The 26463-nt window shown below is 27.4% G+C and carries 27 protein-coding genes; 8 read left to right on the forward strand and 19 right to left on the reverse strand.

Going from position 1 to position 26463, the window contains the following annotated elements:
• Nucleotides 1–73 precede the first annotated feature (73 nt).
• On the forward strand, nucleotides 74–1966 hold the full coding sequence (locus ACAN_RS11430) for an ankyrin repeat domain-containing protein (protein ID WP_099334270.1): 1893 nt from the start codon (nucleotides 74–76) through the stop codon (nucleotides 1964–1966).
• 11 nt (nucleotides 1967–1977) lie between these two features.
• Here the strand turns inward: ACAN_RS11430 and ACAN_RS11435 are convergent, their stop codons facing one another.
• The 5 genes from ACAN_RS11435 to rpsL form a co-directional block, all read right to left on the reverse strand.
• On the reverse strand, nucleotides 1978–3504 hold the full coding sequence (locus ACAN_RS11435) for an AAA family ATPase (RefSeq protein ID WP_099334269.1): 1527 nt from the start codon (nucleotides 3502–3504) through the stop codon (nucleotides 1978–1980).
• 5 nt (nucleotides 3505–3509) lie between these two features.
• A complete protein-coding gene (locus ACAN_RS11440; protein WP_099334268.1) occupies nucleotides 3510–4385 on the reverse strand; it encodes an NAD(+)/NADH kinase in 876 nt (291 codons plus the stop codon).
• Nucleotides 4386–4556: 171 nt separating this feature from the next.
• On the reverse strand, nucleotides 4557–6662 hold the full coding sequence (gene fusA / locus ACAN_RS11445) for an elongation factor G (protein WP_099334267.1): 2106 nt from the start codon (nucleotides 6660–6662) through the stop codon (nucleotides 4557–4559).
• 9 nt (nucleotides 6663–6671) lie between these two features.
• Nucleotides 6672–7139, reverse strand: a complete 468-nt coding sequence (gene rpsG / locus ACAN_RS11450) for a 30S ribosomal protein S7 (protein ID WP_079576855.1) — start codon at nucleotides 7137–7139, stop codon at nucleotides 6672–6674.
• A 16-nt stretch (nucleotides 7140–7155) separates the two neighbouring features.
• Nucleotides 7156–7530 (reverse strand): 30S ribosomal protein S12, encoded by a 375-nt coding sequence (gene rpsL, locus ACAN_RS11455; RefSeq protein WP_079576854.1) that lies wholly within the window; start codon nucleotides 7528–7530, stop codon nucleotides 7156–7158.
• A 247-nt stretch (nucleotides 7531–7777) separates the two neighbouring features.
• Between rpsL and ACAN_RS11460 the strand changes: the two genes are divergently transcribed.
• Both ACAN_RS11460 and ACAN_RS11465 read left to right on the forward strand, forming a co-directional pair.
• Entirely contained in the window at nucleotides 7778–8938 is a 1161-nt protein-coding gene (locus ACAN_RS11460; RefSeq protein WP_228269676.1) for an MFS transporter, read from the forward strand.
• Nucleotides 8935–9690, forward strand: coding sequence for an alpha/beta fold hydrolase (locus ACAN_RS11465; RefSeq protein ID WP_099334266.1), 756 nt, complete (start codon nucleotides 8935–8937; stop codon nucleotides 9688–9690). The genes ACAN_RS11460 and ACAN_RS11465 overlap by 4 nt, the downstream gene beginning before the upstream one ends.
• Before the next feature lie 56 nt (nucleotides 9691–9746).
• On the opposite strand, the gene ACAN_RS11470 is transcribed toward ACAN_RS11465, so the two are convergent.
• The 13 genes from ACAN_RS11470 to ACAN_RS11530 form a co-directional block, all read right to left on the reverse strand.
• Nucleotides 9747–10844, reverse strand: coding sequence for an FkbM family methyltransferase (locus ACAN_RS11470; RefSeq protein WP_099334265.1), 1098 nt, complete (start codon nucleotides 10842–10844; stop codon nucleotides 9747–9749).
• A 7-nt stretch (nucleotides 10845–10851) separates the two neighbouring features.
• Entirely contained in the window at nucleotides 10852–11664 is an 813-nt protein-coding gene (locus tag ACAN_RS11475; RefSeq protein WP_099334264.1) for a DUF234 domain-containing protein, read from the reverse strand.
• A 184-nt stretch (nucleotides 11665–11848) separates the two neighbouring features.
• Entirely contained in the window at nucleotides 11849–12292 is a 444-nt protein-coding gene (locus tag ACAN_RS11480) for a YaiI/YqxD family protein (RefSeq protein ID WP_191287715.1), read from the reverse strand.
• On the reverse strand, nucleotides 12292–12483 hold the full coding sequence (locus tag ACAN_RS11485; protein ID WP_079576849.1) for a YwbE family protein: 192 nt from the start codon (nucleotides 12481–12483) through the stop codon (nucleotides 12292–12294). The genes ACAN_RS11480 and ACAN_RS11485 overlap by 1 nt, the downstream gene beginning before the upstream one ends.
• Nucleotide 12484: 1 nt before the next feature.
• Entirely contained in the window at nucleotides 12485–12979 is a 495-nt protein-coding gene (locus tag ACAN_RS11490) for a hypothetical protein (protein ID WP_099334262.1), read from the reverse strand.
• 46 nt (nucleotides 12980–13025) lie between these two features.
• Nucleotides 13026–13952 carry a methyltransferase domain-containing protein gene (locus ACAN_RS11495; RefSeq protein WP_099334261.1) on the reverse strand — a complete coding sequence of 309 codons (927 nt, stop codon included), beginning with the start codon at nucleotides 13950–13952 and terminating at the stop codon, nucleotides 13026–13028.
• A gap of 46 nt (nucleotides 13953–13998) precedes the next feature.
• Complete coding sequence (locus tag ACAN_RS11500) at nucleotides 13999–14817, reverse strand: DUF2971 domain-containing protein (RefSeq protein ID WP_079576846.1); 819 nt, start codon at nucleotides 14815–14817, stop codon at nucleotides 13999–14001.
• 9 nt (nucleotides 14818–14826) lie between these two features.
• Nucleotides 14827–15585, reverse strand: a complete 759-nt coding sequence (locus ACAN_RS11505) for an arylamine N-acetyltransferase family protein (RefSeq protein ID WP_099334260.1) — start codon at nucleotides 15583–15585, stop codon at nucleotides 14827–14829.
• A gap of 74 nt (nucleotides 15586–15659) precedes the next feature.
• Complete coding sequence (locus ACAN_RS11510; protein WP_099334259.1) at nucleotides 15660–16310, reverse strand: energy-coupling factor ABC transporter ATP-binding protein; 651 nt, start codon at nucleotides 16308–16310, stop codon at nucleotides 15660–15662.
• Nucleotides 16307–16951 (reverse strand): energy-coupling factor transporter transmembrane component T family protein, encoded by a 645-nt coding sequence (locus ACAN_RS11515; protein ID WP_079576843.1) that lies wholly within the window; start codon nucleotides 16949–16951, stop codon nucleotides 16307–16309. Before ACAN_RS11515 ends, ACAN_RS11510 begins: the two co-directional genes overlap by 4 nt.
• On the reverse strand, nucleotides 16948–17433 hold the full coding sequence (locus ACAN_RS11520) for a hypothetical protein (protein WP_099334258.1): 486 nt from the start codon (nucleotides 17431–17433) through the stop codon (nucleotides 16948–16950). Before ACAN_RS11520 ends, ACAN_RS11515 begins: the two co-directional genes overlap by 4 nt.
• The gene (cbiM, locus tag ACAN_RS11525; RefSeq protein ID WP_079576841.1) at nucleotides 17430–18032 is read right to left on the reverse strand and encodes a cobalt transporter CbiM; all 603 of its coding nucleotides are present in this window, start codon (nucleotides 18030–18032) and stop codon (nucleotides 17430–17432) included. The genes ACAN_RS11520 and cbiM overlap by 4 nt, the downstream gene beginning before the upstream one ends.
• Nucleotides 18033–18044: 12 nt before the next feature.
• Nucleotides 18045–18767, reverse strand: a complete 723-nt coding sequence (locus tag ACAN_RS11530; RefSeq protein ID WP_099334257.1) for a DUF4198 domain-containing protein — start codon at nucleotides 18765–18767, stop codon at nucleotides 18045–18047.
• Nucleotides 18768–19007: 240 nt separating this feature from the next.
• Here ACAN_RS11530 and ACAN_RS11535 point away from each other — a divergent pair, with 240 nt between their 5' ends.
• The 5 genes from ACAN_RS11535 to ACAN_RS11555 all read left to right on the forward strand — a co-directional run bounded on the left by ACAN_RS11535 (nucleotide 19008) and on the right by ACAN_RS11555 (nucleotide 25617).
• Nucleotides 19008–21020, forward strand: coding sequence for an ATP-binding protein (locus ACAN_RS11535; protein WP_099334256.1), 2013 nt, complete (start codon nucleotides 19008–19010; stop codon nucleotides 21018–21020).
• Entirely contained in the window at nucleotides 21013–21702 is a 690-nt protein-coding gene (locus ACAN_RS11540) for a response regulator transcription factor (protein ID WP_099334255.1), read from the forward strand. The genes ACAN_RS11535 and ACAN_RS11540 overlap by 8 nt, the downstream gene beginning before the upstream one ends.
• Nucleotides 21703–21794: 92 nt before the next feature.
• Nucleotides 21795–22382, forward strand: coding sequence for a hypothetical protein (locus ACAN_RS11545; protein WP_099334254.1), 588 nt, complete (start codon nucleotides 21795–21797; stop codon nucleotides 22380–22382).
• Nucleotides 22383–22392: 10 nt separating this feature from the next.
• Entirely contained in the window at nucleotides 22393–24864 is a 2472-nt protein-coding gene (locus ACAN_RS11550; RefSeq protein WP_099334253.1) for a molybdopterin-dependent oxidoreductase, read from the forward strand.
• A gap of 141 nt (nucleotides 24865–25005) precedes the next feature.
• Nucleotides 25006–25617 (forward strand): trimeric intracellular cation channel family protein, encoded by a 612-nt coding sequence (locus tag ACAN_RS11555; protein WP_099334252.1) that lies wholly within the window; start codon nucleotides 25006–25008, stop codon nucleotides 25615–25617.
• Between the two features lie 455 nt (nucleotides 25618–26072).
• Here ACAN_RS11555 and ACAN_RS11560 read toward each other — a convergent pair whose 3' ends face one another.
• Nucleotides 26073–26444, reverse strand: a complete 372-nt coding sequence (locus ACAN_RS11560) for a hypothetical protein (protein WP_099334251.1) — start codon at nucleotides 26442–26444, stop codon at nucleotides 26073–26075.
• Between the last annotated feature and the right edge of the window lie 19 nt (nucleotides 26445–26463).

A 26463-nucleotide genomic window follows, 5' to 3' on the forward strand; every position in this document is an offset into this window, starting at 1 on the left:
TTATTTTATTTTATGAAAACTTTAGGTATGTTATGATTTAGATTCAAAACTCAAAAGGTACAGGTTACAATTAATGTTTAATAAACTTTTTAAAAAATATACACGAGAAGATTTACTCGAAGAACTAAGAAACTCAACCTTTAAAGACTCAAAAGCTGATTCAATTTTAAAAGATGTAGATATTCATTATAAAGACGAATTTAATAAATCATACCTTCATATCGTAGCAGAAGAGAATCTTGTGGAATCTGTAAAATGGCTTGTTTCAAAAAAAGTCAATATAAATGCCACTGATTCAGAAGGAGATACTGCTTTAATTTGTGCAGCAAGAAAAGGTTCAACACAAACAGTTAGAACACTACTTCAACTAAAAGCAGACCCTAATATTACAAACTCTAAAGGAAGAACTGCTATACAAGAAGCTGTAAAGTTTAATAAAAAAGACTCCTATGTATTATTAAAAGAAAAAACTAAAAATTTAGATAATGCTGATGAAGAAGGATACACTTTAATTTTTGATGCAATTCATAGTCAAAACTTAGACTTAGTAAAAGATGTAATAAAACTCCAAGGTAATTCAATAGATAAAAAAATACTATTTTATCCAGACACTTACTTAAATACAAATGTATTGAAATTTCTTGGTGATTATATAGATTTAAATATTACAGATGAAAAAGGAAGAACTCCTCTTTTTTATTTAGTACAAAATGGTGCTTTAAATGTTGATTCATTTAATTTTGCAATTGAAAAAGGTGCAAATATAAATCATATTGATGATGATGGAAACAATGTATTACTTGTATTAATTCAAGAAATACTAAAAATTAATCCAAGGGAAAAAGAGACTATAAAAAATCTACTTGATATGATTCCTTGGTTAATAGATGAGCATATTGATTATAATCACTGTAATAATAACGGTGATAACGCCCTAATGCTTGCTACAAAAAATAGAAATATAAAATTAGTAGAAACTCTATTGGAGTATGAAGTTGATCCAAACTTTATAAATGATAGAAATGAAACAGCATTAGCATTAGCTGCAATAAAAGGTAAATCAAATATTGATTTAGTTTCACTACTACTAGATTATGGTGCAAGACCAAATATTAGTGATGAAAATGGAAAAACTATCATTGAAAAACTTTTAGAAGTTGAGCTATTTTTAAGAAATAGAAAAAAACTTAAAATGAAAGCAAGACAAAATATAAATGAAAATGAAAACTATAAATCAGTATTAGAAGAGATTTTATTAAATGGTGAAGTAAATCTTACAATGCTTAACTCACAAGGAAACCCGTACTTCTTTGATGCAGTTGAGTATGGAAATATTGATTTAGTTAAAATGCTAGTAAAATATGGTGCTGATATAAACCTAAAAAATAAAGATGGTTACAATATAATTTACTACTATATGTCAAAAAATATCTCATTTAGAAGAGTTGCTGAACAGCAAAACTATCTTGTAATGCTTAGAAATATAATCACTTTAGGGGCTGATGTAAACTCAAGAGATGATTATGGTGGAATAACTTTACATAAGGCTATACTTGATAATGATATTCAAACTATAAAAGTATTAATAAATGCAGGTGCTGATATAAATGCAGTGGATAATAAAGGTAGAAATATGGTTCACAATGCAATGTGGCAAAATAAAGTAAAAGTATTTAGACTTTTATATTCATATAACAAAAACCTAATAAATAAACCTGATAAATTTGGGGTTTTACCTATTAATTATGCAGCATTCTTAGGATACAATGAATTAGTAATTGAGCTAATTGACTCAGGTTCATATGTAAATAATCCATATAAAAAGACACACTATATTTTCAATTTCTTAAAAAAATTCCATAAAAATTTAAGACCACTTTTAGAAAATACAAGAAACCCAGCAGATCACTTAAAAATGAAAACATTAGTAGAAAATATGGTCAAAGAGTTTAATGTAAAGCTATAAATTTTATAGCTTTACTCTAAAAGATTTTTGGCAAACTCTAAAGCCTCTTTTGTAATATCTTCGCCGCTAATCATTCTTGAAATTTCATCTATTCTTTCTTCTTTATTTAAAACTTTAACTTTTGATTTTTGATTAATTTTATCTACTAAAAAGTGTTGATTGGCACTTGAAGTTAATTGAGGTTGATGAGAAATAGCAAATATTTGATAAGATTTAGCAAGTTGTGTCAACACAGTTGCAATTGCTGAGCTCTCTTTTCCACTTAAATTTGCATCGATTTCATCTAAAAATAGCACTCCATTTTTAACTATTTGAAACTCACTCATTGAAGTTAATAAAGCAAGTCTTAATCTATTGAATTCACCACTACTAATAGTATCTAAATCAACACCATTTAATTCAAATACCACTTCGTCTATACCATTTGAATCTAGCTGTTTTTCATTTATAATAATTTTTGCATTTGAAAGATACAAAAATTTTAAGTAATGATTTATTCGTTTTTCTAGCTCTTTTACAGATTTTTTTCTATGCTGACTAATTTGAAAAGCTAACTCTTTTACATTATGCTCTAATATTTCAATATCTTTTTCAAGTTTTGTTTTTTCAAAAGTTAAATTCTCATATTTTTGTAAATCTTGTTTTTTTTGTTCTTTATACTCTATTGCTTCTTTAATAGAACCAAATCTCTTTTGTAATGAAGATAGTTTTTCAATTCTATCTAAAACATTTTCAATATCTAACTCTTCAAGTTCAAATAGTGAATCATTAAATCTTTCAAAATGATTATTTAACTCATTTATTGCATCATCAAAAAAAGAACTATTTACTTCTAAAAGTTCCAATGCATTAGATACTTGATGAGAATTTTCAAATATTGCAGAAGCATTTTTTATTGCATCTTCAATTTTATCTTTTTTAGAAAGTTTCTTTTTAATATCCATAAGTTCATCATATTCATCAATCTTAGGATCAATTGATTCTATTTTATCAATCTCAAATTTTGCAAACTCTTTTAACTCTTCTACTTTTAATTCATCATCAATTAGCTTTTTTAACTCTTTATTCAATATACATAATTGTTTATATGATTTTGAAAAATCATCTTTTAACTTTATGAAATTTTTATTCTTAGTTTTTGAAAGCAAATCTAAAAAATTAAGTAATTTAGTACTTTCAAAGTCAGTCTTATCTTTTAAGCTAAGATGCTTGATTAAATTTGAAGAAAAAAGTTGAAGTCTTTTTTTTGATATTGTTTGACTGTTTAACAAATACCTTGTTTTGTCTTTTTTTATCTCTTTTATTACGATTTCATCATCAATATCAATATCAAAATCTTCATCTTTAATGGAACTTTTAAGAACAACTTCACCAAGTTTAGCTTTTGCTTCTTGTATTGCAAATAACGATAGAATAGATTCCATTAAAACTGACTTTCCAGCACCACTAGGTCCAGTAAAAACTACTAAACCCTTATCAAACTCTAAATCAACTTCATTAAAAGATAAAAAATCTTTTAGGTATATTCTACTAATCATTTATATTAATTTCCCCATTGTAATTTTTCGTTTAATACTTCAAAATAGTTTCTCTCTTTTCTATGAAGAAGCTTTGCTTTTTTTGATGCAATTTGAATCTTTATTGATTGATTCTGCTCTACTTCATATATATCTTGTCCATCAACAATTACCATTGCTCCTTGATTGTCTGTTATTGTAAACTCTATTTCAAAATCAGCTGGTAAAACTAAAGGTCTTTGAGTTAATGAGTGTGGAGCAACAGGCGTTACAATAAATGCATCTGTCAATGGATAAACCAAGGGGCCACCAACAGACAAATTATAAGCAGTTGAGCCAGTAGGAGAAGAAATAATTATTCCATCCCCATAATAAGAATTAAAAGGTTTACCATCAATTTTTGCATCAACTTTAATCATTGAAGATAATGAATTTCTTGATATAACTATATCATTAAACGCAAAAAAGTTTTGCAAATTTGCATTTCCTTTTATCATCATTCTGCTATCAATCCTATAGTTTTCATCATCAGATAAATTTTGTAGAAATGATTCTAGTTCATTTAAACTAACATCTGTTAAAAAACCCAAAGTTCCAAGGTTAATACCAAGTACTGGTTTCCCAGATCTAAAAGTTCTTCTAACAACTGAAATTAAAGTTCCATCACCACCAATAGAAACTAAAAAATCAACTGTATCACATAAGATATCTAAATCAATACCTTCTTCATCAATCATATTTGCACTATTTTTTTCCAAAAATATTTCAATATTTTGTTTTTCAAAATATCCTTTTATTTTCATATAGTCATCTTTTATTTCAGGAGTAGAAGGTCTTAAAACTATTCCCGCTTTTGATTTTGATTTTAGTTTTTCTTTTGTAATTGTTGATTTCAAACCCATATCCGCTTCTTTTAAATTTAAGATAATTCTATCTAAAATGTTAATAAAACTGCTTTAATCTAACAAATTGTAATATTTTATGGATTATGTAGAAATAAAAAAAGCCTACTTGAAAAAGTAGGCTTTTTTGTAGAAGTTATAAAAGTATAAATAATCTTTTATTTAAGCTTATTAACCGTTTCTTTTTTTAATAATTTCTTCAGAAACATTTTTTGGAACTTCTTGATAAGAATCAAATAACATAGAGTAAGTTGCTCTACCTTGAGACATTGATCTTAAGTCAGTTGAGTATCCAAACATTTCAGATAATGGAATCATTGCAGTAACTAGTTTAACACCAGCTCTATCATCCATTGATTGAACTTGTCCTCTTCTTTTGTTAACATCACCAATAACATCTCCCATATACTCTTCAGGAGTTTCAATTTCAACTTTCATCATTGGTTCTAAGATTATAGCTTGTGCTTCAGCTTTTCTACAAGCTTCTTTGAAACCCATAGATGCAGCTAATTTAAACGCCATTTCAGATGAGTCAACATCATGGTAAGAACCATCATATAATGTAACTTCAATATTAACCATTGGGTAACCAGCTAGGATACCACCTTGCATAGCTTCCTCACAACCTTTTTGAACAGCTGGAATATACTCTTTTGGTACAACCCCACCTTTAATTGCGTTGTTGAATTTAAAGTTATCTTCTGAATCAACTAATGGTTTAATATCTAAATATACGTGACCGTATTGACCTTTACCACCAGATTGTTTTGCATATTTAAATTCATTTTTAATTTGGTTTTTAATTGTTTCTCTATAAGCAACTTGTGGAGCACCAACTTCAGCTTCAACTTTAAATTCTCTTTTCATTCTATCTACAAGAATTTCTAAGTGTAACTCACCCATTCCTGAAATAATAGTTTGTCCAGATTCTTCATCAGTTGCAACTCTAAATGATGGATCTTCTTCAGCTAATTTACCTAATGCAATACCCATTTTTTCTTGGTCTGCTTTAGTTTTTGGCTCAACAGCAACAGAAATAACTGGATCTGGAAATTCCATTCTTTCTAAGATAACTGGATCTTTTTCAGAAGCTAATGTATCACCTGTAACAGTTGTTTTAAGACCAACTACTGCACCAATTTCACCAGCATATAATTGAGAAACTTCTTCTCTATTATTTGAATGCATTTTAAGTAATCTTCCGATTCTCTCTTTTTTCATTTTTGTTGAGTTTACTACATATGTTCCAGATTCTAAAACACCTCTATAAACTCTTGCAAATGTTAACTGACCAACAAATGGGTCTGTCATGATTTTAAATGCTAATGCCGCAACTTCACCCTCATCAGTTGATGGAACAATTACAGCTTCACCATCTTGAGTTTCACCTCTAATGTCAGCAACTTCTGTTGGAGCTGGTAAGTATGTAGCAACTGCATCAAGTAAAGTTTGAACACCTTTATTTTTAAAAGCAGTACCACAAGTCATTGGAGTAATATTCATAGCTAAACAACCAGCTTTAAGACCAGAAATAATCTCTTCTTCTGTTAAATCACCTTCTTCAAAATATTTTTCCATTAATTCTTCTGAAGATTCAGCAGCAGCTTCAATCATCTTTTCTCTATACTCTTGTGCTTGCTCTAATAATTCAGCTGGAATTTCTTCTTCTGAATAAGCAGAACCCATTGCAGCATCATCATCCCATACTAAAGCTTTCATTTTTACTAAGTCAACTACACCTTGGAAGTTCTCTTCTGCACCAATTGGTATTTGAATTGGAACAGGATTAGCTTTTAATCTTTCATTTACTTGTTTTTCAACATTAAAAAAATCAGCACCAGTTCTATCCATTTTATTAACGAATATCATTCTTGGTACTTTATATTTGTTAGCTTGTCTCCAAACAGTTTCAGATTGTGGTTGAACCCCACCTACTGAACAAAATACTGCAACTGCACCATCAAGAACTCTCATAGATCTTTCAACTTCAATTGTAAAGTCAACGTGACCTGGAGTGTCAATAATGTTTATTTGTAGTTGCTCATTTGTTTTAGGGTGTGGCCAAAAACAAGTTGTAGCAGCAGAAGTAATTGTAATACCTCTTTCTTGCTCTTGTTCCATCCAGTCCATTGTTGCAGCACCATCATGAACCTCACCAATTTTGTGAGAAACTCCTGTATAGAATAAAATTCTTTCAGTAGTTGTTGTTTTACCTGCATCAATGTGCGCTGCAATACCGATATTTCTAACTCTTCTAAGTGGTGTTTTTCTAGCCATAAATAATTCCTACCATCTATAGTGTGCAAATGCTTTGTTAGCTTCTGCCATTCTATGCATATCTTCTTTCTTCTTGAATGATGCACCTCTTTCGTTCGCTGCTTCGAATAACTCATTAGCTAATCTCTCAACCATAGTTCTTTCGTTTCTTTTTCTTGAAGCTTCTACTATCCATCTTAATGCTAAAGTTTGTCTTCTTACAGATCTAACTTCAACAGGAACTTGGTAAGTTGCTCCACCAACTCTTCTAGATTTAACTTCTAAAAGTGGTTTAACATTTTCAATTGCTTTTTCAAACAGTTCAATACCAGCTTCTTCACCTCTAGCATCTAAGTTTGCAATTGCACCATACATAATTTTTTCTGCTACTGACTTTTTACCATCTAACATAACAGTATTAATGAATTTTGTGATCACTTTACTATTGTAGATAGGATCAGCCATAATTTCTCTAACTGGAGCTTTTCTTCTTCTCATTTTCTTATCCTTCTACTTATTTCTTAGGTCTTTTAGTACCGTATTTAGATCTTGCAACAGTTCTGTTTGCAACACCAGCTGTATCTAAAGCACCTCTTACAACGTGATACTTAACACCAGGTAAATCCTTAACTCTTCCCCCTCTAACTAATACGATAGAGTGTTCTTGTAAGTTGTGACCTTCACCACCAATATATGAAATTACTTCATAACCTGTTGTTAATCTAACTTTTGCAACTTTTCTTAAAGCCGAGTTAGGTTTCTTTGGAGTTGTAGTATATACTCTTGTACATACCCCTCTTCTTTGTGGACATTTTTCTAATGCTGGTGATTTAGATTTTTTAATCACCTTTTTTCGCTCTTTTCTAATCAATTGATTGATAGTAGGCATTTTTTCCCTTTATATAAATTGGTTTGAGCAATTAAAGCAATGCTCATGCTTCTCGTGCAAATCAACATATTGTTGAAACGATACTACCATTCTAGGAAACGTGAAGTTTTCTAAAAAAGTTCGTGATTATACTTAATTTAATCTTAAACAGTACTTAGTTTAAAATAAATACTGTTTTTACAAAATTATTACTTTATTTTAAACTATTATTACTATAATTCGCAAAAATTAATACAAAGAATATTTTATGATGACAAAACAACTATTTCCATTAGCCTTAGGCGGGCTTGCCATTGGTACAACAGAATTTGCAATTATGGGATTATTGCCAGATGTTGCAAATGATTTAAATATTACAATTCCTGTTGCAGGACACTTAATATCATCTTATGCATTAGGAGTAGTAATTGGTGCTCCAATTTTAGTTGCACTAAGTGCTAAATTTCCGCCTAAAAATATTTTAATAGCTTTTATGATTTTATTTACAATGTTTAACTTTATATCAACAATTGCACCTGATTATTCTACACTTATGATTGCTAGATTTTTCAGTGGCTTACCACATGGTGCCTTTTTTGGAGTAGGAACTGTTGTTGCTTCAAAATTAGCTAAAGATGGGAAAGTTGCACAAGCAATTGCCTCAATGATTACAGGTTTAACCCTTGCAAATGTTTTTATGGTTCCACTTGTAACATATATAGGTCATACATATGATTGGAGATATGCCTTTGGTATTGTCTCTTTTATTGGTATGCTTACAATAATCTCTTTATACAATTTTTTACCAAAACAAAAAGTTCTAAAAACTGTTACACTAAAAGATGAATTAGTCTTTTTTAAGACAATCAAATCTTGGCACATATTAGCTATTGTAGCAACAGGTTTTGGAGGCTTATTTGCTTGGTTTAGTTATATAGCACCACTTTTAATTCATGTTTCAAACTTTGATGAAAAAAACATTTCATATATGATGATTGTAGCTGGGCTTGGAATGGTTGTAGGAAATATTATGGGTGGATATTTAGCAGATAAAAGAGATCCTATCAAAGTGGCGATTTTTCTTCTATCAATGATGACTATATCACTTTTACTTGTATTTTTTCTATCAGAAAATAAAATTATCTCAATAATACTTACATTTATTTGTGGAGCGTTTGCCATGTCAATTGGTTCACCAATAAATATAATTATGTTAAATAGTGCAAAACATTCTGCTATGCTTGGTGCTGCTTTTTTACAAGCTGCATTTAATGTTGCCAATTCAATAGGTGCATTTTTAGGTGGTATTCCACTATTTTTAGGTTTAAGTTATAACTATCCAGCTCTTAGTGGTGCATTTATGGCATTAATTGGAGTAGGATTATGTTTACTTTTTCTAAAAAAATATAAATTAAAAGATAATATATGATAACACTAACTTATAAAAAAGTAGGTTCAGGAAATAAAACAATTTTCTTCCTACACGAACTTATGGGAGATTGCAGAAACTATGAAGCAATACTTCCATATTTAAATACAAAAGATTTCACATACTATTTTATTGACTTAAGAGGTTATGGCTTATCAAAAGAGTTAAAGGGTAATTATACTTGTGATGAAGCTTCAAATGATATTAAGAATCTAATCACAAAATTAAACTTAAAAGAAGTAAATTTATTAGCTCATTCAATGTCTACAATGATAGCTCAAAAAGTAGCCCTAATTGATAATAGAATCAAACAACTAATTTTAATCACACCAATTTCAGCTGCTGGCATAAAAATGAAACCACAAGCCCAAGCTAAGCTAATAGAAAAAATGAAAGATAATAAAGAGCTAATTGAGCAAGTAGTACAAAGTGCAAGTAAAAGATACAATCAACAATGGAGAGATTATAGAATCAAAATGGCATATACTTCTTCAACTTTAGGAGCTAGAACTGGATATATGAATATGTATTTAACAACTGATTTTATAAATGAAGTAAAAAATATAGATATACCAATCAAAATAATGCTAGGTCATCATGACTTACCAGCTTTTAATAAAAGTAGTATCAAAAAACAGTTTGAAAAGTATTATAATGATTTTGAGATAATAGAATGCATGGAAGCAGGACACTATCCAATGATAGAGTGTCCTGTTTATTTTGCAAGTGAAGTAGAGAAGTTTTGTAAATAAGAGTGCCCTTAAAGAGCTAATCCTCTTCGTTTTTTATAATTATTTATTATTTTCTACTAACTCTTATAAAAATCAATATTTAGTGGTATAAAATACATAACAGTTTCAAAAATACCTTCCATATAATGTCTTAGATAAATTTTATAATTTGGATTGATATCTAGTACTATTTGAGGAATTTTATACCAATCTTGTGCTTTATGATATATACAAATAGCAAGGATTACTTGGTTTTCTTTTATTGTATTTTTTGCTCCAATTAAAGCATCTTGTTCTGCACCTTCTATATCTAGCTTTATAAAATCTACTTTTTCATTTATCAAATTATCTATTGTATTTATATTTGATGCTTGATAATCATGTGCGCAGTTATTTTGTAGTTGTTGATTTGTCATATTTTCTATTTTTTTATTTCCTAATCCACAATTTATAAACTCAATATTTTTATATTTAGAAAAATTCTTTTTTGCTATATTTATATGTAAATTATTTGGTTCAATACAATATATTTTTTTAAAATCAGGAAAGTTATTTATAATTTGAGGGATAGTATCACCCACATAAGAACCACCATCAAGAAAAACTATATCTTTGATATTTGGTACTAACTCTTTATCAAAGTATTGTTCTTTGTGATTATTTGTAAATCCTTGCATAAAATCAAAATCAAAACTTATCTTAAAATTTATTACTTTTGTAAAAATCTCTTTTGACTTTTCATCACAAAGTAGATTGTAAACTTTTTCATACTCTATTTTATTATTTTTGAAATCATCCTCAAAGTCAGTTATAAAAGGTGGTTTTGCTAAGAGTTCTTTATCTATTTTACTATATTTATAAAAGCTAAGATAATTTATATTTTCAAAACCTTTTTTATCAAGTGCATTTTTTACTTCTAAAGGACTACCTGTTGATACAGATAGAATAAGTGCATCTTTTGGTACCTCATCAATTTTATAAATTGATTTTTTTCTTGAACTTTGCACCCTTGTAAAATCATCAATTATTCCATCAATTTGTACATGTTTTTGAATAGATTTTGTATATTTATTAATTCCAAGAATAAATTTCTTTTTAGTAAAAGAGTAAAGAAACTCTTCTACAAGCTCTTTATCTTTTTTATTTATGTAAGTTTCATCAATAAGATTTAGCATACGTGTATTAAAGTATTAGTGCTTTTAAACTCTTAACTGTATATAGTTTTAAAGCATTTCCTTTTTCAGCTTTTAGTTCATTTGAAAATCCACTTTTTGAAAATAGTACTGTACAATCAGGTACAATTTCTAATTTTTCACAAATTGAATGCAGTCTATTTAGTTCATTTTTCTTAACTTTTGTATTTGTGTATTTACAGCTTCCAATTAAGATTTTTCCACTTTTTGTTTTGGCAATTAAATCTAAATCATTTTTATCTTCATCCCAATATCTTCCGATTTTTTCAATCTCATCATCAACAAAAGCACTTTTAATAAACTCATGACTTAATTGTTCAAATATTAAGTGCATAAACTCTAATTGATAGTTATTAAATCTTTCAAAACTCTCATCATACTCTTCTCTAGCTATTCCTCTATACAAAGGAGATACAAAAGCAAACCAAAATCTTAAAAATGGTGTTGTGAATAGTAGTTTATTTAATTTTTCATTTCTTATTTTTTCACTTTGTACAAAATCAACAGGTGTCTCTTTTGTTAATATTCCCAAATGAGCTAAGTTTGAAATTGTTTCTATTCCCTCATCATAGTCAACATCAGCTCTTTTAAATGCTGTTGTTGTTCTTCTATCTCCAAGTGCAAGCCCTGTTAATATTTTATGATAAGGAGCATTATTTTGAGTTAGTTTTTCTATACTCTCTTGAATCTCATAATACTCATCTAAAATATGCCTTATGATAAGTGTTCTAAGAGGTTTTGATGTATCAATTTTAACATCTAATCCACCAAAAACAGCAAAGTAATTTACCGCTGTTTGCATATCTTTTGGTTTATTCTTTTCACAAAATATCTTAAATTGTTCTATTAATGTTTTATCATTTAGTATAATAGTAAAGCCTTTTATATTTTATTTTTGTAATTATAACATAAAAGGCAACTATCTTTTAATGTGATATTATTTTTCTATGATTTTATGAATTTATTTTAAGAAATGAGTTTTATTTTTAATATTTTTGAAAAAAATTGTTTAATTGATTTGCAAAGCTTTGTGCATCTTTTTGAGTAAAGGGTGCAGGTCCTTTTGTAATCTCTCCGCTATCGCGTATTTCTTGCATTAGGTTTCTAATAGCAAGGCACTCTTTTATATTATCTTTTGTATACTCCAAGCCTCTATGATCTATCGCATGGGCTTGTTTTTCTATAACTCTATTTGCAAGAGGAATATCAGCAGTGATAACTAAATCACCTTTTTGTAAAAGCTCAACTATTTTATCATCTGCTTCATCTGCTCCTTGCTCTACTACCATATAACTTATATTTGAAGATTTTCCAATATTTATTTTTTTATTTGCTATTACAATAGTTTGCAAACCTAATCTTTCAATTGCTCTTAAAAGAATAGGCTTTAAAAGATTAGGGAAAGCATCACCATCTACATATAAAATCATTATAAAATCTCTTGTACTCTACCTACTTGCCCATCTTGTAATCTAACTTTGATTCCATGGGGATGAAAAGGAGAGTTTGTTAAGATATCTTTTACAACTCCTTTTGTAAGCTTTCCACTTCTTTGGTCTTGTTTTAAGACTATATTTACATTCATGCCTTGTTTTATATCAAATCTTTTTTTATTATCCATTTTACAAACTTTTTTTATAATTTAATATCTCTTTTACAAAACTTATATTGTAAAAAAACACTACTTTAAATAAAAGTGATATTTTTATTGCATCACTATTTGTTGCATCAATTATAGCAAGTTCAAATCCCTCGCCATCAGCTTGATTTTTAGGTCTTACTTCAATATTTATAGGTTTTAACGCTTTCATCATGTTTATTGTATTTTTTTTAGCTTTAGGTTTTAGTTTTTCAAAAAATTCTTTATCTTTTTCTTCAAGTTTCATTGTCTCATATAATAAAACTAAAGTATCTTTATATATAGTTTTATTCCAAGAAACTTTTCCTTTACTATAATGAAAAGCTGAACTCTTATTTAAAAGTGGATTAATTTTCTCATTTTTTATATCTTCTATTAATTGTAAAAAGAAATTAACTCCACCTAAACTATTTGAAAGAGTTGTTACTTCTTTATTTAAATACTCTTTTGTTTCTTCTTCTAAATCTTTAAATCTCATCTTACTCCGATTGTTTTTATGAAAGTATAGCTAAAAATTTGCAATTTTACTTTCTTATTGATGTTGCAGTTAAAAATATATAGTTTTTTCCAGTAAGCGTAACTCTAAACTTTTTTTGTTGTAGGTATTTTTTACAAAACATGGCATCTTTATATAAAACTGACATTTCTGAAAAAGAGTAATTTTTTGCTTTAGCACCATAAATCATCTGTCCATCATGCCATCTACAATTTGGAAATCCTATTATCATAGCTGCATTTTTTTCCATATAGTTTTGAACTATATTCATAAAAGTCTCATTGAAATTCATATTAGAACTTTGTAAAGTTCCAATACTAATAATCAAATCAAACTTACCTAAATCTAACTGCTCTAGTTTATTTATATCATGTGCAAAAAACTTTACATTACTATTTTCTTTAAATTTTCCCTTTGCAAGAGTTATTGCACTACTGCTATAATCAACTCCCACAAATTCAATATCATTAAAATTTTCACAAAGTTGCTTTATAACTTCAAACTCACCTGCACTATTTACTCCAAGATTTAATACTTTTTTTCTTGATGATATTTTCGTATTTTCTAAACACTTAATATAATTAATCAAAAAATCTGGTTCTTCATTTTTATTTATTTGATTAAAAGTAGATAAAGCTCCATATTTCTCTTCATTTGAGTCTTCATTATGAAAACTTTTACCTTTATTGATTTTTTCTAGTGTTATTGATACTTTTTTTTCATCTATATATTTTGGTGTTAATATCTTACAATCTAAAAGTAAAGCTAGATCAACATAAGAGTTAAAACTTCTATATATAAACTCTTTGTTTTCAATTTCTACGATTTCTCCTGCATAACTTGAGGCTAAAAAGTCTGGATTTAAAACAGTAAAACTGATTTTATTTTGTGTTTTTAGAAGTTCTTGTAAAGTTTGATATATTTCAAACATGCTTTGCTTTGTAAAATCTTGCATTAACTCTCTTTATTTTTTACAAATTATATAAAAGAAAGAATTAATACTATCTATATGAAGCATTTGATTTTTTAATTTTCATATCATGAAAACCATTAATTGACATAAACATTCTTATCTCTTTATCAATTGCTCTATTTTTAGGTCCTTTAATTATCTCAACAATTGGTGAAATATTATCTTTATTTTTATCAAATTTTAGTTCAAAATAAGGAATTATATTATCATGACAAGTTCTAAATTTCATATTTGAGATACTATTTTCAAATCTGTAACAAGAGTTTTCTCTATCATTTGTAATTATTGGATTATGAATTACTCTTACTTCTTGTTCTTCTTTAAAAAGTTCACTTTTTGATTTTGCAGCAAGGTTATTGATTTTTGTAATTGTTTCTTGACATATTTTTTTAAAGCAATTAAAATCTGTTTTAATTATAGAGTTATCAAGATTTTCAATAGAGTCTAATATCTCTTCAATTTGTCTATTTTGTTCTTCTTCACTATATAAAACTTTAGAGATTTTTATATTACTTGCATAATCAAAATATTCTGAATTAAAGCCAATAGCAATACCTTTGCCATCATTTGCATAAGCTCGCCATTGGCTTAATAAATCTTGACCTTGAGAAAAAGATGCAACATAAACTAAAGGATGTTGGACTAAATACATCTCTTCAAAAAGCTCATACTTTTTAAAGTTATGTTTTGTTGTAAGCTCTTTTATTCTATTTGCAACTTTATCTTTTATCCAATGTATCTCTTTATAATCGTTTAAATTATATATGGAACTAAGCCATAAGGTTTTATTTTGAATAATCGCTTTAAATGAATCAATATTACAGTAGTGGTAAATAACGTTATTCATAAATATCCTTTATAGTTGAATATTAAAATAGTCCCTTAAAACCTCAGCTCTGTTTTCTAAACTTATTCCCCAAACTCTTTTATCACTATTTTCTTTATATGTTATCATATCATTTGTTAATGTTATTCTTCCATCTTTTAAAGCTTTTGTTACTAAAAGTGGTGCATAACTTGAAAACTGTTCATAATTTTTTTTGTCTTCAAATACGCAAGAAAAATCTTTAACACTCTTTTTTTTAGTTGAAAACTGATATCTTACTTGCCAACCTTTAGATTTATAATTATACATCAAAGCATACTCACCATTTGCACAAGCTTGGATTTGATATTGTATATCTTCACTTTCAACTATTGTATCTTCATCAAGTGCTAAAGGAACTCTTACATTTCTTCCATTTGCAACATCAACTAAATAGTCTTTGTTATCAATTGTCACAAGTAAAGCCAAATGTGGATAATTTGCTCCTATATAGCTTGTATCTTCAACTTTTGCAAATATCATCTTTGCATCATAACCTAAATATTTCAATAAATATACAAATAAAGTATTTGATTCATAACAAATGCCACCTCTGTTATTGCACACTATTTTTTCATAAATCTTTAATATATTTACTGAAAACTCTTTTTTAAAAATAAAATCAAGGTTTTCATATGGCACATTTAAGATATAAGACTCTTGTAGTTTTTTTAAATTTTCAAAAGTAGGATTTATAGATGAAGGCTCATCATCAATACCAATTCTTTCTAGTATTTTTCCTATTTCCATGAGTTCTCCTTAATAGCTACCATTATAACTTTGAAACTATATTTTACACTTAAAAAGTAATTTATTAATATTTTTTAATTTAATTCTAATCCAGTAGAGTTTAAAGTATAAACTGTAGGAGCTAATTTATCTATAAAAGTTTTATGATGAGACACTATAATCATAGATTTTTTTATACCATTTAAAATATCTACAATCCTTTTTTCTGCATTTACATCTAAAGCATTTGTAGGTTCATCTAAAAGAAGTATTTTAGGCTCTGTACTAAGAATAGAAGCTATTGCAACAATCTTTTGCTCTCCACCACTTAGTTCAAAAATAGTTCTATCTTTTAAATGTGATATTTCTAAACTCTCAAGTATTTTCAAAGCTTCACAATAAGCTTTTTCTTTATCTACACCTCTAGCTCTTAAATTAAACATAACATCTTCAATCACAACAGGACACAAAAAATAATCATTTACATCTTGAGGCAAATATCCCACATCACTTCTAAATTTTTTATACTCTTTTTTTGAATCTATTTTATTATGAAAAAGTTCTAAAACTCCTTCAAATGAATGTTCAAGTCCAGCAATTATTCTTATTAATGTACTTTTACCAACTCCATTTGCACCAACAATTGCAACTTTTTCTTCATGTCCAACATTTAAATTTACATTTTCAAAAAGTCTATTTGAACTATTTTTATATGATATTTGTTTTAATGTTATAGAACAACTCATAAGCTTACCTTTAAAATTATTACAATTAATATAAGAAGTATTAAAACAATATCTTTCTTTGTTGTTTTAAACTTATCATTTAAATAAATTTGTTTATTAAAACCTCTTGCTTCAAAAGAGTCTTTTAACTTTTGCGATTTTTTTATTGATTTTACAAAAAGCATACCTAAAATATTGCCAAAAGTATTATAAGTAAACATATTTGTCTTTGCTTCAAAACCTCTTGATTTTAAAGTATTCTTAATATTTTTGAAATCATTTGTTAAATTATCAATCATTTTTAATGTAAAATAAGTAGTTGATACAAAACTGCTTGGAAATTTCAAAATATAAAAACCTCTTACTATATCGTATCCCCTTGATTTATAAAATATTGACAAATTAAATAAAATTATCATATTTGTTCTAATATAAATATTTATGGCTTCATCATACTCTTTTTGAAAAACTAATAAAAGTGCCAATACAATTATAAAAACATTTAAATATGCCAAGGTTTTAAAAATCTTAACTATAGATTCTTTATAAAAATATAGTATATAAAAAGTTGGCAATAAATAATAAAGTTCATAAGAAGAAAAACTTACAACAATAGAATAAAAAAGTGCTGCTAAAATAGAAACAGCAGGGGAGAATATCATCTTTTAACTCTTTTTAATATATAAAATAACCCTATTATAACTAAAAGTGCAAAAATAGTTTTTAAAATATTCATATTTTCAAGTTTTGATTCTAAAGCTTTAACTTTAGCTTTTAATCTTTCATTCTCTTTTTCTAAATCACTTTTATTAATAGATTTAAAACTATTATCTTTTATAGCTTGCTTCTCTTCTTTACTTAAAGATATCTTTTTTGTAGCTATATGCCCACCTTTTGCATCAACAGATACATAAAATAGATCTTCTTTTATATCTATTGAAACTTCACCTTTTTTATTTGTAAAAGTTTTTTGCAAAAGTTTTTTATCTTTATCTTTAATTTTAACTTCGCAATTTTGGCAACCATTACCATTTGCAAAATATGCACTTATATATAAAGTTTGATTTTCATAATCTGTAAATAGATTTAGTTTGTGGGCAAATAGTGAAACACAAAGTAAAGCAAGTGTTAAGAAAATCTTCATACTTTAATCTCATTTAACAAATTAGGCATTGCTTTTTTAATATAAAGCAATAAAAATAGCGTAATTATACCCTCTAAAATCATAGCTGGTATATTTGCTAAGACAACAGCATATGAAGCTATTAAATACTCATCTTTTGCAAAAAGAAGTACTAAAGCAAGAATAACTGTGGCAAAAAATACTCCCAAGAATCCAACTAAGAAAAATCTTATTTTTTCATTTAATTTATGTGCGATTTTTGTATGATAAAGTAAATATACTAAATATGCAGGTAAAGCCATTATGACTATATTTGCACCCAATGATGTAACTCCACCATAACCTAACATAGTAGCTTGTAATACTAAAGCAATTGAAATTGGAAGAAAACTAACCCTTCCTAAAAATAATCCTATTACACCTACTAAAATTAAATGAATTTGTGTAGGTCCTAAGGGTATATGTATAAATGATGCTATAAAAAATAGTGCACTCATAGCTGCACTTAAAGCAATATTTTCATTTTTTATCTCTTTTAGTGAGTATAAACACATAGCCCCACCAACTACGGCTAAGGTAGTTGCTACCTCAGCACTTAAAATTCCATCTGATATATGCATTTTCTCTTCTTTCTAATAGGCTTTTATCCAAAGTAAAGCACCATTTTCTATTGGATACTTTTTACCATCTTTAACTTTCTCACCCTCTTCTATAAGTGCAGCAAATCCCCACCAACCTTTATGATTCATCACAAAAGAGAAGTTACCATTTTCATCTGTCTTAACAACTTGAGTAATATGTGCATCAGTTGGTGCTTTTAAACCAAACTCATTATATAATTCTACTTCAACCTCTACATTTGAAGCTGGTTTTGAATTGTGTAAGACTTTTCCTGTAAAAATATTACCTGCATATAAACCAAAAGGTTTTGTCAAAGGAACAATCTCATATTTTAAACCTATTGGCTCATCCCATCCATCTTCAAGACCATAAGCACTAACTATTATTTTTGGTACATGAGAGATAAACTTCCCCTCACTTGGTTCAAAATATGGTTTTGGAACAGTAAAAAACTTGTAAACTCCTGGTCTTCTAATTTTATAAGATGTTTCCCAAGCTAAATTATCAAATCTTTTGATTTGTTTTAAACTTAATGCATTTTTTTTATTATTTAAAAAAATACCCTCTGGCTTTACCATTTTCATCCCTGTTTGTTCAAAAGGATGAATAAACATAGACTCTATTTTTATATTAGCTTCACTTTTACTCTTAACATTATCTGTTGTTGGTATCATCGTCAAAAAATGTGCATTAGCAGCAACTGCAAATGCTAAAAAAACTAAAAAATTTCTCATAAATATCTCCTAAACTTAATTTGAATTATTATAATAGTATTATTTTTACAAGATAATAAGTTTTTTAAACTCTTATGTATTTTTGGAATTAATATATAAAAATAATAAAAAGTGAGCTAAACTATTTTTTAAGAATATAATTAGAGTATGGATATAATATAAATCTAAATCGTAAAATTATTTATATTTATATTATACTTTTTATATATAAATAATCTACAAATTATCTTAAGGTACAAAATGAAACATAATAGAGTTTATATTCTTATTTCAGTAGTGTTTTTTTTATTATATATTTTCATAATTTTTGCAACATATAATACAAATAAAACATATTTATTAAATAATACAATAAACACACAACTAAAATTAGTCCATTCATATAAAGAAAAATTTGATGAAAAACTATCTGCATTAAAAAGAATTGTTGAAACAATGGGAAAAAAACTAATAAAAAAAGATAGATTTAAAGATTTTAATTCCATAAAAGAGATGCTTACAACTGCCATGATTTCAGGAGATGGATTTAAAAGTGTATATATCTCTTATCCAGATAATTTTACCATATCAGGAAGAACCGATTGGTACTATACAGATGATTATATTGCAGTAACAAGACCTTGGTATGTTCAAGCAGTAAATAAAGGCAAAACAACAATCTCTAAGCCATATGTTGGTTCTGCTGGGTTTGAAGATAAACTTTATATAAGTATAGCTTCTCCTATTTATGATAAAAACAAAAAACTTTTAGCTGTATTATCAAGTGATTTGGAACTAAAATCTGTACAAAAAGAGATTTCAAAATTTTTTCCTTTTAAAAAAGGATTTGCTTTTTTAATGACAAACGATTCACAAGTAATCGTCCAGTCAAATAAACTAGGAATTGATTTTGAAGATAAAAAATTATTAAAATTTTTAGAAACATTTCAAAATAATAAAAAAGGGGACAAAACTTTTAAAATAGCCAATCAAGAGTATATATTTACATTTGAAAGACTTAAAAATAGTGATTGGTTGTTTGTTTCTGTATTACAAAAAGATGAGATATTTAAAACTTTAAATCAGCAACTTTTTATGAACTTGATATCCTCTTTAATACTTTTTCTTTTAGGTTTAGGAACAATAATATTTATATCTATAACACAAAAAAAACTTTATGAAAAACATATGCTTTTAGGACATTTTGCTAAAAGTCCTACTTGGGGAGTATTACTAACAGATAAGAATGGAAATATTTTATTTATAAATAAAGTATTTGAAAAAATATTTAATATAAAAAGCAAAAGCTTATATGAAAAACCACTAAGTACCATAAAAGAGTTAATAAAAAATGAAAAAATAGATAAAAATGACTGTTTTGATGATATTAAAAAAAATCTTTTTTCTGTAAAGTCTTATAATCTAAAAAGAAATAATAAAACCTATAGAGTTCAAATGACTCCTTTATTAAACAATTTTCATAAAGAGTTAGAAGGTACTATTATTACAATAAATGACATAAGCCATGAAAAATATTTAGAGAAAAAAGAGAGTGAGCATGAACAAATTCTTATTCAAAATAGTAAAATGGCAGCTTTAGGAGAGATGGTAAGCGCAATTTCACATCAATGGAGACAGCCTTTAAGTACACTTTTAATGCTAATAAGTAATGCAGAAGAGATTGTAGAAAAAAACTCACTAAACAAAGCTTGCAACTACTTATTAAGATCAAGAGAGACTATTGAACTTATGAATGAAACTGTAAATGCATTTAGAAACTTCTATAAAGAAGAGTACGGAAAAAAAGAGTTTAATCTAATAAAAATCATAAAAGAAGTTATACTAATAAGTTTTCCACAAATGCAAATGAATGGAATTGAATTAGAATTTGATTATGATAAAGATAAAGATTACGAATGTACAAACTATCCCTCATATATCAAACAAGTTTTAATTAATCTTTTTGGAAATGCAAAAGATGAACTATCATTTATTTTAAGACAAAAACCACTTTATGAAGCAAAAATAAAAATCAATCTTTATAGAAAAAAAGAGCATTTTTATATAAGTGTAGAAGATAATGGAAGAGGTATTTTAAAAGAGAATAAAGATAAAATATTTAAACCATTTTTTACAACAAAAAACCAAGGAACAGGAACAGGTTTATATTTATGTGAATTATTAGTAAAAAATAAGATGAATGGTAACTTATATTTAGATAGTTTACAAAATCCGACAAAATTTATAATAAAAATTGGAGTTAAAGATGTATGATAAAATTCAAGAACTACTTGAAAATAAAAATATTTTAATAGTTGAAGATGAAGAGAGTCTATTAAATATCATGGTTGAATCCATACAAGATTATGCTACAAATGTATACACAGCAAAAAATGGTATTGATGGATTAAATTGTTTTGAAACTAACTCTATTGATTTAATAATTTCAGATATTCACATGGCAAAAATGAATGGATTGAAAATGTGCAGTGAAATTAGAAAGATAGACTCTTATGTACCAATTATTTTTTTAACTGCTTATGATACAGATGAAAATATGCTTGAAGCAATACAATTAAAAAGTAAAAGTGTTTTAAAAAAACCATTTGATAAAAAACAGTTACTTGTATCTATGATATTAGCAATATCCTCATTTAAAGAAGAGTTTAAATTTTTTGATTTAAAAAATGGTTTTAAATATAATTTTGAAGCAAAAGAACTTTTATATGATGCTGAAACAATAAATCTTACTAAAAAAGAGCAAAGACTTTTAGAACTACTTATCAAACACCATGAACATACTGTTCCTTTTTCTCTTATTGAAAACTTTGTATGGAAAGATAGTGGTGCTACTGCTGATGCTATAAGAATGTTTATTAATAAGCTACGAAAAAAGACCTATACAGAACTAATTCAAAATATTCAAGGTATTGGATATAAACTCACTTTAAAATAAAACTAATTAAATTTATTAAAAAAAATTAAAGATTATACTTTTTTTATACTATTCCTATAATATTCCTTTACACAAAATTTAGGAGATTAGGAATGGGAATACTTAAAAAAAGCTTGTTACTTTTAAGCATATTAGGAGTTACAAGTTTTGCCTTAGCGCAAGACTCTGTTATTAAAGAGCGAACAAAACTATTAAAAAATGGAAAAGATATTGGTTATATAACTATATTAACTCCAGTTGACATAGTAAAAAAACAAGCAGGTAAAGTAACTATCAAAGTTAAAGGATATAGATTAGAAAACTATCCACAAATGATTCTTAGAGATATAAAAAGAAAAGAGTTATATGCTGAATTTAAAGATGAAAAAAGTTCAAATGAATCTTTTAAAACAGTAAAAGAGCATGAAGATGATTATGGTGAAATTTGGCATGAAGTTGAAGGAGTTTTTACAATTGATTCAAAATATATTGCAAAAGATCCAGCAAACTTAAAACTAAAAGCTAAAAAAACATATGAGCAAAGTTGTTCAATGTGTCATCATTTACCAGCATCAAATGCATACACTGTAAATCAATGGCCACAACAAATTGAAAGTATGATGGAACAAGTAACATTAGATCCACATACAAAAAATCTAATTATTAAATATCTGCAACAACATGCAGCTGATTCAAAATAAAGGAGACAAAATGAAACGTAGGGATTTTTTAAAATGTAGTTCAATTCTTGGTGCAGCAACGACTGTAAAAGCAAATAGTTTTGGTTGGGCAGACCTAACTAACTTTGATGATAGAAAAACAGTATTAAGTTCAAATAGATTTGGTATGTTTGAAGCAGTAATACAAAGTGGAGAAGTTATAGAAACTAAAGCTTTTAAAGGTGATTATTTTCCAAGTCCAATGATAAAATCAGTTGCAGATAGATTGCAAAATCAAACACGTGTTGAATACCCAATGGTTAGAAAGTCATTTTTAAAAGCAAAAGGACCATCAAATAATAACCTAAGAGGAAAAGAAGAGTTTGTAAGAGTATCTTGGGATGTTGCTCTTGATTTAGCAGCAAAACAGATGAGAGAAACATTTGATAAACACGGACCTGAAAGTATTTATGGAGAGTGCTACTGGTGGGGTGGTTCTGGTAGGGTAAGTTGGGGACGAACTGTATCTAGAAGAATGATGAGAATCTTAGGTGGATTTGTAACTGAATCAGGTGATTATTCAACTGGTGCTGGTCTTGTTATTATGCCTCATGTTTTAGGAGGTTCTTCTGTTTATGATACTCCAACAAAATGGAAATCAATAATAGAAAATGCAAAAAATGTTGTAGTTTGGGGTTGTGATCCATTAATTACAAATCAAATAACATGGTCAACTCCACTTCATAGATGCTTTAAAGATTATGAAAAATTACAAGCTGCAGTTTTTAGTGGAAAAATTAAAGCATTTAGTGTAGATCCAAGAAAAAATGATACTCAAAAATTCTTAGATGCAGAACACATAGCAGTAAAACCAAATACAGATGTTGCACTAATGATTGGTATGGCACACTATTTATATACAAAAAAACTATATGATGAAAAATTTATCAAAAAATATACTGTTGGTTTTAATAAATTTAAAAAATATCTATTAGGTAAAGAAGATGGTCAAGCAAAAGATATCAACTGGGCTTCTGAAATTTGTGGAGTAGATGCAAAAACTATTGCAAAATTTGCAACAACATTAGCAAAAGAAAGAACAGTATTATTATGCGGTAGAGCACTTCAAAGACAAGACCATGGAGAACAAGCTCACTGGATGTGCACAGTACTAGCAGCTATGTTAGGACATATGGGATTACCAGGTGGTGGAATTGAGTTCTCACTTGCATATAATTCAAGCGGAGCAACAGATAAACTAGCACCAACAATTACAGGTATTAGCCAATCTATTCCTGAAAAATATAATAAAAAATATCCAAATGCACCTTGGTTAAAACATCATGATGTTGTTATTCCATCATCAAGATCAATAGAAGCAATTCAAAGACCAGGAGAAAATTTAGACCAAAATGGTAAAAAAATAAAATTACCACATATTAGACTAATGTATAACGCATCAGGTTCACCACTTACAAGACACCATGATGTAAATAATATGCTAGATCAATGGAAAAAAGTTGATACAGTAATTACAGCTGAGCCTTACTGGACTTCTACTGCTAAAATGTCAGATATTGTATTTCCAGTAGCAACAGAACTTGAAAGAGTTGACATTGACCAAACAGGTGGAACAAAAGAGTATATAATTGCAAGAAAAGCACATGTTAAACCAGCAGGTGAAAGTCAAAGTGATTTCTGGATTTGTAGAGAACTTTGTAAAAGATGGGGTTATGAAGAGGTATTTACAGAAGAAAGAACTGAATTAGAATGGGTTAAATATATCTATGAAGATGCTGTACAAAAAGCAAAAGCTATGAATATGAAAATGCCATCATTTGATAAATTCTGGGAAAAAGGTTATGTGAGATTTGAAAATGATGATGAATCAACTCAAAATTATACTAGATATACTGAATTTAGAGATAATCCATATAAACATAGACTTGGAACACCATCAGGAAAAATTGAGATATACTCTCCTGTAATTGCAAAATTCAATTATGATGATTGCAAAGGACACCCAACTTGGATGGAACCAATCGAGTGGCTAGGAGATAAAAAACAAACAAAAAAATATCCAATGCATATTATTAGTCCACACTCAAAATATAGATTACACTCTCAATTAAATAATACATTTATTAGAGGTTTATATGAAATTAGTGGAAGAGAACCTGTTTTAATAAGTCCTAAAGAAGCTAAAAAAAGAGGCTTAAAAACAGGTGATATTGCAAGAATATTTAATGATAGAGGTGAAGTTCTAGCTGGTGTTTATGTAACTGATGCTGTAATAGATGAAGTTGTTTCATTATGTGAGGGAGCTTGGTATTCTCCTGAAAACTTAGGAGACAAAACACTTTGTCAACATGGTAATGTAAATGTTCTTACTATTGATAAAGGAACATCAAAATTAGCTCAAAGTAATATTGCACATACTGCATTAGTTGAGATAGAAAAATACAAAGGTAGTTTAAAGCCAATCAACGCTTTTACAAAACCTAAAATTCTTCAAAACTTATAAAAAAAGGCACAAATTTGTGCCTTTTTTACTCTTCTTAATAATAACTAACATTATAAACAATCACTTTTAATTAAATAGCCTAAAATTTATTCTTTTTTATGCATAGTAGGTATAAAATACGAAATTTATAAAGTAGGAAAAATGGACATAATATTATTTATTGAATATATAGGAATCGCATCAGCTGCACTTAGTGGCTTTTTATTTGGTGTAAAAAAAGGTTGTGATTGGCTTGGATTATTTATAGCATCTTTTCTAACAGCACTAGGCGGTGGAATAATAAGAGATTTGCTAGTAGATAGAGAAATATACTCTTTTACTCACTATATGCCCGTACTTATTGTAATTATAGTTTTATTTATCTCTAGATTTTTGAAAGTCTATAAAAAACATGAACTTGAAAAAAAGTTTATTTTTATATTTGCAGATGCTATTGATGTTATATGCTTTTCTATTGTTGGAGCCATGATAGCTATTGAATTTGGTTTTAATATCTTTGGCGTTGCATTTGTTGCATTTTTCAATGGAGTAGGAGGGGGTATTTTAAGAGATATCCTTCTAAATGAAGTACCATGGTTTATGAGAACAGGACTATATGGAACAATAAGTTTTGGTGTTGGTATAATATATTATATCTTGCACCTTGTAGGATTAAATACAATTTTTTATATCATAACATTACTAGCCCTTGGAATTTTAATAAGAATGATAGCATACTATAAAGGATGGCAACTACCACCATTGAAGGATTAGGAGAAAATTAACTATTATATTTAATATCTAAGTAAAAATATTAATTAAACAAGCAAATATATTTGTTAATACATAATTTTAATTTACGTAAACATCTAGCCTCTAAAAAAGAGGCTTAGTTTATTTATTAATCTTTAGAAAGTAACTTTAAAGGCACGATTTACCCAAAAATACATAACTTTGTTTTTAGCAGATTTTAAAATCCGTATTAATATAAAATTGACTTGTATATTAAAATATTGCATAATATATTTTTAATACAGAATCTTTGAAAGTAATTGATTAAATCAATCTCTTTGAGAGATTATCTCCTCAAAAAACCATCGGAGTGAACGACTTGTATCGTTTATGGGATGAAAACTCTCGACAACCGTAAAAAGTAGCAGTTTTTGGTCTGCTACTTTTTTATTGCCTAAAAAAAGTTCTTAAAGATAAAATCTTTTTTTTCATAATTCTTAAAGACACCATTCTAATAACATCATTATTAAATTTTTTCTAAATACTAAGCTAACATCATTTTGTCCAGTCTGTTTATTTCTAGTTAAACTTTTTTCAACAGAAGTAAAACGATTTAATATAATAGGAATTAAAGGAAGAAGTTCCAAATCTTCTTCATGACCATTTCTAATATGTCTAATATACTCTTCTTCTATGATAAATTTATATTTACAAATATTAAGATTAGTATGCTTTTTTATAGCTCTACAAGCATCTTCTGTAATTTCTAATTCATATATTATATCTCTTGTATTACTATTTAAAGCTATTGAAATAAACTCTTTAAGTGTCAAAACTATGTACTCTTTTTTTTGAACTAATTTTATCATAATGTATCTAACCAATCAG

This window comes from Malaciobacter canalis (assembly GCF_008000835.1).
In the GTDB taxonomy this organism is placed as follows: domain Bacteria; phylum Campylobacterota; class Campylobacteria; order Campylobacterales; family Arcobacteraceae; genus Malaciobacter; species Malaciobacter canalis.